The organism is Halorubrum sp. Atlit-26R (genome assembly GCF_003666015.1).
GTDB lineage: Archaea > Halobacteriota > Halobacteria > Halobacteriales > Haloferacaceae > Halorubrum.
Map to the genome: position 1 here is coordinate 56,883 of NZ_QPLT01000009.1, position 14,076 is coordinate 70,958.

Consider the following 14,076-nt stretch of genomic DNA (forward strand, 5'->3'; position numbering starts at 1 on the left):
CCTTACAGTCGCTTTCGGCAGACCTCGGTCAGCACGTCCACGGCGCGGTCGAGGTCCGGCAGCGGGAGCCGCTCGTCGGGCGCGTGGTCGAGGTCGGAGTTCCCGGGGCCGTAGGTGACCATCGGGCAGTCCCACGCGGCCGCGAAGAGGTTCATGTCGCTCGTGCCGGTCTTCCGGAGCAGGCGCACGTCGCCGCCGACGCCGCGGATCGCGACGCGGAACGCCCGCGCGAGGTCGGTCCGCGGGCTCTCCATCACGGGCGGCATCGGCTCGCCCCAGTGGACCGAGCCCGTCGACAGCTCCGCCTCCGCGAGCTCGTGGATCTCGTCGACCGGGCGCGAGGGGGGGACCCGGAGCTGGACGTCCATCGTCGCCTCGACGGCGAGGCCGTCGTCGCTCAGGCCGCCGTCGACCGAGATGGGTTTCGTCGTCACCTGATCGAACACGGCGGTCTCGGCGTCGTCCGGCGTGAACGCCTCCTCGACGCCGTGCCACCAGTCGATCGCGTGCTGGATCGCGTTCGGCTCCGGCCGCGAGGAGTGCCCCGACTCGCTGGTGTTGACGTACGTGCCCTCCAGCAGGCCGCGGTAGCCGAGCGTGATCCCCTGCCAGCCCGACGGCTCGCCGTTGATCACGGCCTCGGGCGCGTCGCGGTCCTCGATGAGGGCGCGCGCGCCGCCGGAGTCGACCTCCTCACGGACGACGCCCGCGAACGAGACCCCGGTCTTCACCGCCGCGATCGCCATCGAGACCAGCGGGCCGGTCGCGTCGACCGCCCCGCGGCCCCACAACACGGGGTCGCCGGGCTCGCCGACGCGGACGTCCGAGGGCTCCGGCAACTCGCCCTCGGGCGGCGCCGGCCGCACCTCGACCGGGATGTCGCCGGGGACGGTGTCGACGTGCGAGGTCAGGAGGACGGCGTCGTCCGCCGGCGCGCGGACGTTCCCGACCTCGTCGATCCACGCCTCCCGGCCGTTCGCCTCGAAGAAGTCGACGAGGCGCTCGGCGGCCCGCTCCTCCTCGCCCGACGGCGAGGGGATCGAGACCATGTCGTACAGCAGCTTCCGGGCCGGCGTGTCGCAGGCCGCGGGGTAGCCGCCGCCGGCGACGACGTCGGTGCCGCCCTCGGATTCGGCCTCGGTCTCCCGCTCCGTGCCGGCCGCCATCAGCCGATCACCTCGGCTATCGCGTCGACGACGGCGTCGGCGTGTTCGCGCTCGATCGTCAGCGGCGGCAGCAGCCGCAGCACGGTCCGCCCCGCCGGCAGCGCGAGGATCTGGTGTTCGATCGCGAGGTCGCGCAGCAGGCGGTTCGACCCGCGGCGGACCTCGATCCCGACCATCAGCCCGTCGCCGCGCACGTCGCGCACGTCATCGCCGAGGCGGTCGCGGAGCTCGCCGCGGAGGTATCTCCCCACCTCCTCGGCGTGCGCCGCCAACTCCTCGCGCTCGATCACGTCGAGGGTGGCGCCCGCGGCCGCGGAGACGACCGGGCCGCCGGAGAACGTCGAGCCGTGGTCGCCCGAGTCCTCCGCGATCCAGTCGCGGCACAGCGTCGCGCCGATCGGGAGCCCGCTGCCGAGCCCCTTCGCGGTCGTGAGGATGTCGGGCACCACGTCGTGCTTCTCGGCGGCCCACATCGAACCCGTCCGGCCGAGTCCGGTCTGGATCTCGTCGAGGATCAGCGCGGCGCCCGAGGTGGCGGTCGCGACCCGGACGGCCTGGAGGTACTCGGTCGAGACGGGGTTGATCCCGCCCTCGCCCTGAAGGGGCTCTAAGATGACCGCGGCGGTGTCCTCGTCGACCGCCTCGCGCATCGCCGCCGCGTCGCCGTACTCGACGAACTCCACGCCGCCGGCGAGCGGGCCGAACCCCTCCCTGTACTTGTCCTTCCACGTCGTCGCGAGGGTCCCCATCGTCCGGCCGTGGAATCCCTGCGTGGTCGCGACGATCTTCTCGCGGCCCGTCGCGTGCCGGGCGAACTTCAGCGCGGCCTCGTTCGCCTCGGTGCCGGAGTTACAGAGCCAGACGTTGTCGACGTCGACGGGCGCGACCTCGGCCAGCCGCTCGTACAGCGCCGTCCGCGCCGCGTGCGGGTACGACGCCTGGACGTACATCAGCTCCTCGAGCTGGCCCGTCGCGGCGTCGACGACCTCGGGGTGGCAGTGGCCGACCGGCGTACAGGCGTAGCTGGCGCCGAAGTCGAGGTACTCGGTGCCGTTCGCGTCGGTCACCTTGACCCCGTCGCCGGAGGAGATCTCGATCGGCTTCTCGGAGAAGACGAAGCCGCTCACGCGGTCTCACCTCCCGTTTCGGCCCGCTCATCTGTACCCTCTCCCAGCGCCGACCGCTCGATGACGGTCCCCGCGCCGCCGAGCGCGGCGACGACCGGGTCGCGGACGTTGGCGTCCGCGATCACGACGCGGCCGGCGCCGCCCGAGATCGCCTCTTTCGCGGCCATCACCTTCTTGCCCATGAACCCCTCGGCGGCGTCCTCGACGGCCGCCAGCTCGTCGGGCGTCGCGGCCGCGTCGATGCGCGTCTCGGGGTCGTCCGGGTCGGCGTACACCCCCGAGACGTCGGTCAGCAGGACGAGGTCGGCGCCGAGCGCGCCCGCGACCGCTGCGGCCGCGCGGTCGGCGTCCGCGTTGACCGGGGTGACCTCGCCGTCCCCCTCGTCGCCCGCCATCGGCGGCGAGACGACCGGGGTGTAGCCGTCGGCGAGCAGGTCGGCGAGCAGGTCGGCGTTCACCGACTCGATCGTCCCGGAGTGGTCGCCGCGCCGGATCTTCCGCTTCCCGTCCTCGACGACGCGGACCGCTGACTTGCGCGGCCCCGCGAGGAGCCCGCCGTCGACGCCGCTCAGCCCGACCGCGTCGACGCCGGCCGAGCGGAACCGCGCCGTCAGCTCGGTGTTGAGCTTGCCCGCCATCGCCATCGCGAACGCCTCCATCGTCTCCGCGTCGGTGAAGCGGCCGGTGACGCCCGAGGCGGACTCGACGTACTCCGGCTCGATGCCGAGCCGTTCGAGCGTCTCGTCGACGACCGTCGAGCCGCCGTGGACGACGACGACCGCGCGGCCGTTGGCGACGAGGTGGGCCACGTCGCCGACCGCGCCGGTCGGGTCGACCGCCTTCGCGCCCCCGACCTTGACGACGACCGGCGGCTCGTCCGCGGGCGCGTCGCCCGCGTCGGACCCTTCCCCGCTCATGGCGATCCCACCGGGTGGAGCCCGTCGAACTCGAGGCCGGCGGTCTCGGGCAGTCCGAGCGCGACGTTCGCCGCGTGGACCGCCTGACCGGCGGAGCCTTTCATCATGTTGTCGATGGCCGAGAAGACGACGACGCGCCGGTTCCCGGGGTCGAGCTCGAAGCCGACCTCGCCGTGGTTCGTGCCGGCGACCGACTTCGGCTCGGGGTAGCGGTAGATCCCGCCCCCGCCCGAGACGATCCGCTCGAACGGCTCGTCGGCGTAGGCGTCGCGGTACGCGCCCCACAGGTCCCCCTTCGAGACGGGGCCGTCGGGGAAGACGTGGCAGGTCGCGCTCGCGCCGCGCACCATGTCGACCGCGTGGACCGTGAACGAGACGGAGAGCCCGAGGTACGCCTCGATCTCCGCCTCGTGGCGGTGCCCGGTTGGCGCGTACGGGCGCACGACGCCCGAGCGCTCGGGGTGCGAGGAGGCCGCGCCGCCGCCGGCGCCGCCCTCCGAGGAGCCGACCTTCACGTCGACGACGACCTCGCCCGCGTCGGGGCCGAGCGCGCCCGCGTCCACGAGCGGCTTGAGGCCGAGGATCGTCGCGGTCGCGTTGCAGCCGCCGCCGGCGATCAGGTCGGCGCCGGGGAGGTTCTCGCGGTTCAGTTCCGGGAGCGCGTACTCGGCGCGCTCTAAGTACTCCGGCGACTCGTGGCCGTCGTACCACTCGTCGTAGGCGTCGGCCTCGGGGAGCCGGAAGTCCGCCGAGAGGTCGACGACGGTGTCCGCGGCCTCGAAGAACTCGTCGATCCGCCCCATCGAGACGCCGTGGGGCGTCGCCGCGAACAGGACGTCGACCGATTCGAGGTCGTCCGGGTCCGAGAAGCGCAGGTCGAGCCCGCGCAGGTTCGGGTGCGAGCGCCCGACGGTCATGTTGTCGGCCGACCGCGAGGTGGCCTGAACGACTTCGAAGTTCGGGTGGCCGGCGAGCAGCCGAAGCAGTTCGCCGCCGGTGAAGCCGGTGCCGCCGACGACGCTCGCGGTGTAGGTGTCGGCGGTCACGCGTTCGCCCCCGTCCCTTCTTGGCCGTCGCCGTCGGCCAGCTCGATCGCCTTCGATTCCAGCCAGTCGACGACCCGCGCGGGGACGTCGACGTCGGTGGCCGAGTCGAGCGCCTTGAACTCGACGGTGTGGTTCACCTCGTGGACGGTGTAGTCGTCCGCGTCGGCCTCGGCGGGGTCGGCGTCCGGGTCGACGCCGACCTCCATCAGGTCGACGCCGAGCATGCCGCCGCCGACCGCGGCCGAGGCCTTCTCGACGAGTTCGGTCGCGCGCTCGTCGAGGTCGAACGGCTCCGTCTCGCCGCCCTTCGCGGCGTTCGTGAGCCAGTGCTCAGACGAGCGCGTCATCGCCGCGACCGGCTCGCCGTCGACCGCTAAGACGCGGACGTCGCGGCCGGGCTTGTCGACGAACTCCTGGACGTAGAACACCTTGTGCTCGTAGTGGCCGAGCGTCTCCTTGTGCTCTAAGATCGCCTCGGCGGCGTTGCGCGAGTCGATCTTCGCCATCAGCCGCCCCCACGAGCCGGTGACCGGCTTGAGGACGCAGGGGTAGCCGAACTCCTCGATCGCCGCTAAGGCGGCGTCCTTCGTGAACGCCACCTCCGTCGCCGGGGTCGGCACGTCGGCCTCGGCGAGTGCGAGCGAGTTCTTCGCCTTGTCGGCGCAGACGTCTCCCGTCTCCGGCGAGTTCACCACCGGGACGCCGTAGCTGTCGAGGAAGCGGGTCGCGTACAGCGACCGGCTCGTCGACAGGCAGCGGTCGACGGCGATGTCGAGGTCGTCGACCGCCGCCGTCGTCGACTCTAAGCCGAACCGCTCCTTCCGGACGTCGATCTTCTCGGCCTCGTGGCCGCGGTCGCGCAGTTCGTTGAGCAGGAGCTTCTCGTCCTTCCGGATCCGGGAGTAGAGGACCCCTACGCGCACGTCGACTCCCCTCCGTTCGCGTCGGCGCTCATGCGCATGTCGACCACTCGCGTGTCGCGGCCGTGGCGATCGTCGCCATTACTCGCCCCAGTCCTCCTCGAGCTCGGGCGCCTCCTCCAAGACGACCGGGTCGAGCGAGATGACCTCCAGCTCGGTCCCGGTGACCGGACTGTCGATGATCTCGCCGACCTCGACGTCGGCCGGAATCTCGATCTCCTCGCCCGTGATCGGGTCCTCCGCGGTCAGCGTGTCGGTGTCGCTCGTCATCGTGGCAGACACTCGTCCTCGAACAGGCATAAAGGCTTCGAACCTATTAGATAGTTTACATAAAATAGATCGGCCGCTAACGGGAGTATTTCGGCGAAGAACCGCCGTATCGAGATCGGATGTCAGATCTCGGTAGTAAATATGTCCCCCTACGGGGACGGTTGTCGGCGTCGATCGGGCCGGCCCCGACCGAGCCGACGGTGACCTCGCGGTCGTCGCGGCTCAGACATAGCAGTCGACCTCCGCGTCCAGCGCCTCGCTCGCGGCGGCGAGCGCGTCGCGCTCGGCCGCCAGCGCGGCCTCGTCTTCCTCGATGCCCGCCTCGGCGTCGGCGAGCGCGTCGGCGACCGCCTCGGGGGCCGGTCCCCCGGCGGAGTCGCGGCTCGCGACGCTTTCGGTCGGATCGAGCGCCGACTCCACGTCCTCGCGGCTCACGTACGCGGAGAGGGGCTCGCCCGTGACCTTTCGAGCGGCCTCGTCAACTTTTGCGGCCGCGGCGGCCGGCGCGTCGCCGTCCGCGACCGTCTCCGCGGCCGCCGCGACGATCTCGTGGGCCGTCCGGAAGGGGAGCCCGCCCATCGCGAGCAGGTCGGCGACCCCGGTGGCCGTCGAGAACCCCTCGCCCGCGGCGGCCGCGAGCGCGGCCTCGTCCCAGTCGGCGGTCGCGACCGCGCCCGCGGCGACCTCGGTCGCCTCCCGCACCTCGTCCGCGATCTCGAACACGCTCGCGTGGGCGCGCTGGAGGTCGCGGTTGTAGGCGCGCGGGAGCCCCTTCAGCAGGCTCAGCGTGCCTGTCGCCTCGCCGATCGCGTCGCCCGCGACGCCGCGGGTCAGCTCCAGCGTGTCGGGGTTCTTCTTCTGGGGCATGATCGAGGAAGTCGAGGAGTACGCGTCCGACAGCTCGACGACGTCCTTGTTCGAGAACACGATCAGGTCCTCCGCGAGCCCCGACAGCGTCGTCGCGAGCGTCGCGAGCGCGCTCGCCGACTCCGCGAGGAAGTCGCGCGCGGAGGCGGCGTCCATCGAGTTCCGGACCGTCCCGTCGAACCCGAGCAGCTCGGCGGTCCGGTCGCGGTCGACGTCGAACGGCGTCCCCGCGAACGCGGCCGCGCCGAGCGGCGACCGGTTCACGCGGTCGTACGCGTCGAGCAGGCGCTCCGTGTCGCGCGCGAGCCCGCCCTCGTACGAGAGCAGGTAGTGCCCGACCGTCGTCGGCTGGGCCGGCTGGAGGTGGGTGTACCCCGGCATCACCGTCTCCGCGTGGTCGGCCGCCACCTCGACGAGCGCCTCGCGGGCGGCGACCGTCGCCGCGACGGCGTCCAGCAGGTCCTCACGCAGGCGATACCGGATACACGTCGCCACCTCGTCGTTGCGCGAGCGGGCCGTGTGCATCCGGCCGCCGTCGGGGCCGATCCGGTCGATGACGGCGGTCTCTATCGCCTCGTGGACGTCCTCACCGTCGGGCAGCGCGCCGTGGCCGGCGGCCTCGACGTCGTCGAGCGCGGCGAGGATTTCGCCCGCGACAGCCTCGTCGACGATCCCCTGCTCCGCGAGCATCACCGTGTGCGCGCGGTCGACCGCGAGGTCCGCTTCGAAGATGGCGGCGTCGGCCGCGAGGCTCGACAGGAACTCGCGCGCGGGGCCGCCGCTGAAGCGGTCGCGGCGGACGGCCGTTTCGGGATCGTCGTCAGTCATTCAGTTCTCGGTCTCGTCGGTCTCGGCCGGCTCACCGGAGCCGTCCGTCGCCAGTTCGGGCTTCGAGACGCTCGCCTTCACGTCGTTGGCGAGGCGCTCCTGGAGCCCGTGGTACTTCGCGACGCCCGTCGCGTCCGACTGGGCGATACCGGCGACGTCCTCGGTGTTGAACGAGGCCATCTCCTCGGAGTAGACCGCGTACTCGGAGTCGCGCGCGACGACGCGACAGTCGCCGCCGGAGACCTTCACCGTCGCCGTGCCGGTCACCACGTCCTGCGTCTCGTCGACGAAGGCGTCGAGCGCGTCGACGACCGGCGCGAACACGAGCCCCTCGTACGCCTTCTCGGACCACTCCTGCTCGATCCCCTTCTTGAACGAGCGCTCGTTCTTGGTGAGGACGAGGTCTTCGAGCGCCTGGTGGGCCGTCAGCAGGACGGTCGCGGCCGGGTGCTCGTAGTTCTCGCGCACCTTCAGCCCGAGCATGCGGTCCTCCATCACGTCGGTGCGGCCGACGCCGTAGCCGCCCGCGTACTCGTTGAGGTGCTGGATGAGGGGCACGGGGTCCATCGCCTCGCCGTCGACGGCGACCGGGACGCCCTCCTCGAAGGTCACCTCGATGGTGGTCTCGCCCTCGGGCTCCGCGGTCCACTCGTAGATGTCCTCCGGCGGCTCGTAGTCCGGGTTCTCCAGCTTGCCGCCCTCGACCGCGCGCGACCAGATGTTCTCGTCGATGGACCAGACGCCGCCGTCGCCGGCCTCGACGGGCAGGTCCTTCTCGGCGGCGTAGTCGATCTCCCACTCGCGGGTGAGGCCGAGCTCGCGCACGGGGGCGATCACTTCGAGGTCGGAGCCGCGCCAGACCGCCTCGAACCGGAGTTGGTCGTTCCCCTTCCCCGTACAGCCGTGGGCGATGGCGTCACAGCCCTGCTCCTCGGCGACGCCCAGAATGGCCTCGGCGATGACCGGGCGCGCGAGGGCGGTCCCGAGCGGGTAGCCCTGGTAGCTGGCGTTCGCCTTCACCGCGTCGAAACAGAGGTCCGCGAACTCGTCTTTCGCGTCGACGACGTGGAGGTCGAGTCCCAGCGCGTCGCCGGTCTCTTCCGCCTCGTCGAACTCCTCCGTCGGCTGGCCGACGTCGACGTTGACGCCGATGACCTCGTCGTAGCCGTACTCCTCTTTCAGTAGCGGTACGCAGACCGTGGTGTCGAGTCCCCCGCTGAACGCGAGTGCAACGCTCGTCATTACCAGAGTACACCCGGCCTATGCCCTTAAATTCAGCGGTTTTAATTTTGTAAGAAAACTGGAGAGCGGCCGCTCGCGGAACGCGGAGTCGAGACTCTTCGGAACGGAACGGCGCGAACGCGACGAGGGGTGAAAGTTATCGGCCCGAGGGGCCTCGTCGTCGCGCCGCGCCGGAAGCCGGTCGCGGCGGTCGGACGTCTCGTCGCGGTCGCAGGGCTCGTCGGTCTCGGAAGAGGGCGGCGTCGAGACGAGCCACTGCGGTCATCACCTGTACGTACCCGATCTCCGATATAAAAACGTTCCGCAATGCGTGATTGATCGCGGATCGACGGCGGACTTCTCTAAAGCTCTAGTTGATCGCTTATAAATGGCTGCTAGCGGATCGCCGGCGAACACCGACAAAGCTCCAATTGCTCGCTTATAAATACTTGATAGCTGATCGACGGAGAACATCTCCAAAGCCCCAGCCGCTCGCTTATAAATGGCTGCCAGCGGATCGGCGACGAACACCTCCAAAGCCCCAGCCGCGAGGCCGCAGTACGCTCGTTGCGCTCCTCGCTCGCTCCGCTCGCTGCGGTGCTTACGTCGCCTACGGCGGCCTCGCGGCTGCCCCTTTGAGTCCCCTCCCCGCACAGCACCGCACAGCGCCTCACACCTCCCCAGCCTCGTCGGGCGCGTCCTTCGGGCTCCCTTCGGTCGCCCTCGGAGCGCCCGACTCCCTCGCGCGTGCTGACTCGCGGCCGCCGAGGGCGGCCGCTCGCAGGCACGCGCCACTGCGCCGCTCTTTATCAGCGATCATCGTTGCGACTCTCATATTTAAATAGCGAATCGACGCGGCGGTCTCGAACACCGGCTCCCGGCGTCGCTCAGATCGCCTCTCGGTACGCTTCGAGGGTCCGCTCGACGTCCTCCTCCGTGTGCGCGTACGAGGTGAACTGGCACTCGAACTGGTTCGCGGTGAGGAACACCCCTCGGTCTTTCATCTCCTGCCAGAACACGCGCTCCCAGCGGTCGGTCGCGGCCGCGGCGACGTCGGCGCCCGTCTTCGGGCAGTGGTCGTACCGGGCGCAGTCGGGGTCCTGCCGGCAGCCGCCGGCACAGCAGTCGTCGACGTCGTCAGGCGCCTCGCGGGTGAAGATCGTCTTGAACATCGAGTCGGTGCCGACGACGGTGTACTCCGGGGCGCGCTCCGCGCAGATCTCCGCGATCCCCTCGCGGAGCTTCCGGCCGAGGCGGTTGACGTGCTCGTACACGTCGTTCTCGGCCGCGTACTCCAATCCGGCCTTCCCGGCGGCCATCGTCACCGGGTGCCCGGAGAAGGTGCCGGACTGGAACACCTCGCCCGCGGGGGTGAACCCCTCGATGATGTCCGCGCGCCCGCCGATCGCGCCGACGGGGAACCCGCCGCCGATGATCTTGCCGAACGTCGTTACGTCGGGGGTGACGCCGAACTTCGACTGCGCACAGCCGAGGCCGCCGACGCGGAACCCGGTGATCACCTCGTCGAAGACGAGGAGCGAGCCGTGGTCGTCACAGAGGTCCCGGAGCGTCTCGTGGTACCCTTCTATCGGCATGACGATCCCCTTGTTCGCGAGGATCGGCTCGACGAGGACGGCCGCGATGTCGTCGCCGTGCTCCGCGAACACCTCCTTGGCCGCCTGCGGGTCGTTGAACGGGATCGGCAGGGTGTGTTCGGCGAACGTCTCCGGGATCCCCGCCGTGGAGGGGTGGGCGTCCCCCGGCGACCCCTCGACGAGCGTCGACTCCTGCGCGCCGTGGTAGCCGCCCCGCATCACGACGATCTTGTCGCGGTCGGTGTGGCCGCGCGCCAGCCGCACCGCCGAGACGGTCGCCTCCGTACCGGAGTTGACGAAGCGGATCGACTCCACGCTCGGGACGTGGCGGGCGACGAACTCGGCGTGCTCGACCTCGATCTCGGTCGGCGCGCCGTACATCGGCCCCTCCGCGACGTGCGACTGGACCGCCGCCTCGACCGGGTCCGGGAGGTCGTGGCCGTAGAGCAGGGGTCCGTACCCCATCACCCAGTCGACGTAGCGGTTGCCGTCGGCGTCGATCACGTGGCCGCCGTCGCCGCGCTCGACGAAGAACGGGTGCGGCATCGTCGCCCGGACCGAGGAGTTGACCCCGCCCGGCATGACCGACAGCGCGCGGTCGTACAGCCCGCGCGAGCGCTCGTGGTTCATAGCGAACGGTTGGGGCGTCGGGCTGAAAGTAGTTGCCGAACCGGGCGAACCGGTTCGGACGCCGAAAAGGGACCGCGTCGGTTCGAGCGCTACGCGCCTCCACCGCCTCCGGTCCGGTCGTCGCTACACTGCCCCCAGCCCGGTCGCCGCTACACCGCCTCTGGGCCGGTCACGCCCGTGCGGACCTGGAGCGCGTCCTCGACCGGCATGATGAACACCTTGCCGTCGCCCGGCTCGCCGGTCTCGGCGGCGTCGGCGATCGCCTCCGCCACCTCGTCGGCCGGGATGTCGGCGACGACGACCTCGACTTTCACCTTCTGGTGGAGGTCGACGGTGAACTCCTCGCCGCGCCACTGGCCCTTCTTCGCGGGCTGGCTGCCGCGGCCGGAGACGTTCGTCACCGTCAGCGAGGGCGCGTTGATCTCCGCGAGCGACTGCTTGATGTCCCCGAGCTTGTCGGGGCGGACCACCGCGGTGACCATCTTGATCTGCGTGCCCGCCTCCGCGCCGCCGTCGGCGCGGGGCGAGTCGCCGTCGGACTCGGTCGTGTCGACCACGGACGGACCGCCGTCGGTCGCGACGCGGTCGCCGCCGAACTCGGGGTAGGTCTCGACGCCGTGTTCGGAGATGTCGAGGCCCTCCTGTTCGTGTTCCGGCGTGACGCGCGCCTCGCCGGCCGCCTTGAGAACGTACCAGACCGCGGCGGTCGCGGTGAGCGTCCAGCCGCCGATGATGACCACGCCGGTCAGCTGGGCGACGAAGTGCGCACCGATGCCCGCGCTGAGCTGCCCCGGCGCGGCGACGAACGGGAACAGCAGCGTGCCGAGCACGCCGGCGCTCCCGTGGACCGGGAACACCGCGCAGACGTCGTCGATCTTCAGCGTGTCCGAGACGAACTCGAAGACGAGCGGGAGCTGCCCGCCGGCGAGGAGGCCGACGACCAGCGCGCCCCACCACGCCGTGGTGTCCGGGATCGCGGTGATACCGACGAGCCCCGCGAGCAGCCCGTTGGCGACGTACAGCGTGTCGACCTTCCCGGTGCGGAGCCACACGACGGTCGCGGCGCCGATCCCGCCGGCCGCCATCGCGATGGTCGTCCCCATCGCGACGAGGTTGAGCGTCAGCGTGTTGAACACGCCGCCGCTGACCACGGAGGCCGTGCCGACGTTGAAGCCGTACCAGCCGAACGCGAGGACGAGCGTCCCCAGCACGGCGAACGTCAGCGAGTGACCGGGGATGACGTTCGTCGAGCCGTCCTTCGCGTAGCGGTCCATCCGCGGGCCGAGGACGGCAGCGGCCGTGAGGCCGGCGATCCCGCCCATGCCGTGGACGATCATGCCGCCCGCGAAGTCGTGGAACGCGGTCCCGGTCAGCTGCGCGACGAGTCCGTCGCCCGACGCCGACCAGGTGAACGCGATGACCATCGGGTAGATGACCGCGGCCAGCAGGAACGTGTACGTCACGTACGCGCGGAGCTTCGCGCGACCGGCGACCGCCCCGGAGACGATCGTCGCGGCGGTCATCGCGAACACCGCGCCGTAGAGCCAGTTGACGTACGGGCCGACGACGCCCTCCTCGACCGCGAGCTCACCGCCGGAGAACAGCGACCCGGCGGCGGAGGCGATCCCCGGCGACCCGTTCACGAGGCTCGTGAACGTCGTGCCGATGAGGAAGAACACCGTCACCCCGACGCTCCACGTCAGGAGGTTCTTCGTCAGCTGGTTGGCGACGTTCTTCGACCGCACCTGCCCGGCTTCGAGCATCGCGAAGCCGGCGTGCATGAAGAAGATGAGGAACGTCACGACGAGGATCCACGTCCCGTTCATCGCGGACGCGAACGTGCTCGGATCGATCGTGGCGAGAACGCCGCCCGTCACGATTCCTCCACCTCTACTGAACGACTGTCCGGTTCACGATTCGTTTCGCTCGTGTTCATGTGCTGAATCACGTTTCGACTCCCGGGAACGGCCACACATAAACGTTAGAGTTGAGTTTCACAAAAAAGAGAGTTGATAATACGGTGGTCGTCCGATATAAGGAGATGTCTATGGAATATAAGGACGTTTCTTCGCGGATTTCGCGGCAATCGTTGCGCTCGAAGCGGACGAGCGTTGTGTAAAATTTCTATCCATTCCGCCGCGATCCCTCGCCGACGGCCGCTCTGCGCCCGTGCGCGGTCGCTTCTGGCGAGTATTGCCACGCCGCCGTCTCGCGATTCGTCGCCGTACGGGGCGTCCTCGGCGAATTCGGACGGTTGGAGGCTTCTCGATGAAAATTGACGTTCGTCAACTCGATCTCTCGTTCGACGGCCGATTCGAACGATCGGTAGCTGTCCGACGCGATCACCGATCGACTAACGCCGGCGAAACCTCGCTTACTCCGGCTTCAGCCCCTCGTTCTGGACGCGCATCACGGCCTCGCCGTCGGCGAGGTTCGGCGCGTCGACGAGGCGGACGATCCGCTTGTCGCCCTTCGACTTCCGGAGGTAGATCCGGAAGGTGGAGGCGTGGCCGAGGATGTTCCCGCCGATCGCCTGGGTCGGGTCGCCGAAGTAGGAGTCCGGGTTCGACGCGACCTGGTTGGTGACGAGGATGGCGGTGTTGTACAGGTCGCCGAGCCGCATCAGGTCGTGGAGGTGCTTGTTGAGCTTCTGCTGGCGCTCGGCCAGCTCGCCGCGGCCGACGTACTCCGCGCGGAAGTGCGCGGTGAGCGAGTCGACGCAGACGATCCGGATCGGCCACTCCGTCTCCTCGTGTTCGCCGGCCAGCTCCTTCGCCTTCTCGGCGAGCAGGATCTGGTGGTTGGAGTTGAACGCCTTCGCGACGTGGATCTGATCGAGGAACGCCTCGACCAGCTCTTCGAGCGCTTCCTCGTCCGAGGGCGTCCCCTCGATCTCGCGGCGCTCCATCTCGTCGGCGAGGATCTCGTCGTCGAGCCCGCGGACCATGTCGTCGATCCGTTCCGGGCGGAACGTGTCCTCGGAGTCGACGAAGATACAGCCGCCGTCGAGGCCGCCGTTCTCCGGCTCCAGCTGGACGTTGACGGCCATCTGGTGGGTCACCTGCGACTTCCCGGAGCCGAACTCGCCGTACACCTCGGTGATCGACTGGGTCTCGATACCGCCGCCGAGCAGGTCGTCGACCTCGTCGATCTGCCAGGAGAGCTTCCCGATCTCTTGGCGGCGCTCCAGCACGCTCGCGCCCGTCTCGAAGCCGCCGACGTCGGCGGCCTCGCGGGCGGCGTTGATGATGTCGCTGGCGGATGACTCGCCGATGTCGGCGGTGTTCGACATCTCGCCGGGGCTCGCGACCGCGATCGACTGGTAGCTCTCGAATCCGTTGTCAACGAGCTTGTCCGCGGTCGCCGGGCCGACGCCGGGGAGGTCCTCGAGTTCGTCTTCAGGCATGTACACGTGGCTTGTTCGCCATCCCGTATAAAGACTGGTTTACACCCCAGTGAAAGTGAAACGGACGCGGCGTCGTCGCTCGG

11 protein-coding genes are annotated in these 14,076 nt (G+C 70.0%); all 11 read right to left on the bottom strand.

Annotated features, from left to right (window positions below; translation table 11 throughout):
• Window positions 1–2 precede the first annotated feature (2 nt).
• Window positions 3–1,166, bottom strand: coding sequence for a [LysW]-lysine hydrolase (locus tag DVK07_RS11280; protein WP_121597159.1), 1,164 nt, complete (start codon window positions 1,164–1,166; stop codon window positions 3–5).
• Window positions 1,166–2,293 carry an aspartate aminotransferase family protein gene (locus tag DVK07_RS11285; RefSeq protein WP_121597160.1) on the bottom strand — a complete coding sequence of 376 codons (1,128 nt, stop codon included), beginning with the start codon at window positions 2,291–2,293 and terminating at the stop codon, window positions 1,166–1,168. Before DVK07_RS11285 ends, DVK07_RS11280 begins: the two co-directional genes overlap by 1 nt.
• Complete coding sequence (locus tag DVK07_RS11290) at window positions 2,290–3,210, bottom strand: acetylglutamate/acetylaminoadipate kinase (protein WP_121597161.1); 921 nt, start codon at window positions 3,208–3,210, stop codon at window positions 2,290–2,292. The genes DVK07_RS11285 and DVK07_RS11290 overlap by 4 nt, the downstream gene beginning before the upstream one ends.
• Entirely contained in the window at window positions 3,207–4,256 is a 1,050-nt protein-coding gene (gene argC, locus DVK07_RS11295) for an N-acetyl-gamma-glutamyl-phosphate reductase (RefSeq protein WP_121597162.1), read from the bottom strand. Before argC ends, DVK07_RS11290 begins: the two co-directional genes overlap by 4 nt.
• Window positions 4,253–5,179, bottom strand: coding sequence for a lysine biosynthesis protein LysX (gene lysX / locus DVK07_RS11300; RefSeq protein ID WP_121597163.1), 927 nt, complete (start codon window positions 5,177–5,179; stop codon window positions 4,253–4,255). Before lysX ends, argC begins: the two co-directional genes overlap by 4 nt.
• A gap of 78 nt (window positions 5,180–5,257) precedes the next feature.
• Window positions 5,258–5,446 carry a lysine biosynthesis protein LysW gene (gene lysW / locus DVK07_RS11305; protein WP_004599337.1) on the bottom strand — a complete coding sequence of 63 codons (189 nt, stop codon included), beginning with the start codon at window positions 5,444–5,446 and terminating at the stop codon, window positions 5,258–5,260.
• A gap of 222 nt (window positions 5,447–5,668) precedes the next feature.
• Window positions 5,669–7,141, bottom strand: a complete 1,473-nt coding sequence (gene argH, locus DVK07_RS11310; RefSeq protein ID WP_121597164.1) for an argininosuccinate lyase — start codon at window positions 7,139–7,141, stop codon at window positions 5,669–5,671.
• Window positions 7,142–8,383 carry an argininosuccinate synthase gene (locus DVK07_RS11315; RefSeq protein WP_121597165.1) on the bottom strand — a complete coding sequence of 414 codons (1,242 nt, stop codon included), beginning with the start codon at window positions 8,381–8,383 and terminating at the stop codon, window positions 7,142–7,144.
• An 866-nt stretch (window positions 8,384–9,249) separates the two neighbouring features.
• Window positions 9,250–10,587, bottom strand: coding sequence for a glutamate-1-semialdehyde 2,1-aminomutase (locus DVK07_RS11325; RefSeq protein WP_121597166.1), 1,338 nt, complete (start codon window positions 10,585–10,587; stop codon window positions 9,250–9,252).
• A 149-nt stretch (window positions 10,588–10,736) separates the two neighbouring features.
• Window positions 10,737–12,464 (bottom strand): ammonium transporter, encoded by a 1,728-nt coding sequence (locus DVK07_RS11330; protein ID WP_121597167.1) that lies wholly within the window; start codon window positions 12,462–12,464, stop codon window positions 10,737–10,739.
• Window positions 12,465–12,961: 497 nt separating this feature from the next.
• Window positions 12,962–13,993, bottom strand: a complete 1,032-nt coding sequence (gene radA / locus DVK07_RS11335) for a DNA repair and recombination protein RadA (protein WP_006629066.1) — start codon at window positions 13,991–13,993, stop codon at window positions 12,962–12,964.
• Window positions 13,994–14,076 lie beyond the last annotated feature (83 nt).

Coding starts and splice junctions, on each gene's coding strand:
- lysW (WP_004599337.1), bottom strand. CDS start 5,446: ATGACGAGCGACACCGACACGCTGACCGCGGAGGACCCGATCACGGGC.
- DVK07_RS11315 (WP_121597165.1), bottom strand. CDS start 8,383: ATGACGAGCGTTGCACTCGCGTTCAGCGGGGGACTCGACACCACGGTC.
- argH (WP_121597164.1), bottom strand. CDS start 7,141: ATGACTGACGACGATCCCGAAACGGCCGTCCGCCGCGACCGCTTCAGC.
- radA (WP_006629066.1), bottom strand. CDS start 13,993: ATGCCTGAAGACGAACTCGAGGACCTCCCCGGCGTCGGCCCGGCGACC.
- DVK07_RS11290 (WP_121597161.1), bottom strand. CDS start 3,210: ATGAGCGGGGAAGGGTCCGACGCGGGCGACGCGCCCGCGGACGAGCCG.
- DVK07_RS11325 (WP_121597166.1), bottom strand. CDS start 10,587: ATGAACCACGAGCGCTCGCGCGGGCTGTACGACCGCGCGCTGTCGGTC.
- DVK07_RS11280 (WP_121597159.1), bottom strand. CDS start 1,166: ATGGCGGCCGGCACGGAGCGGGAGACCGAGGCCGAATCCGAGGGCGGC.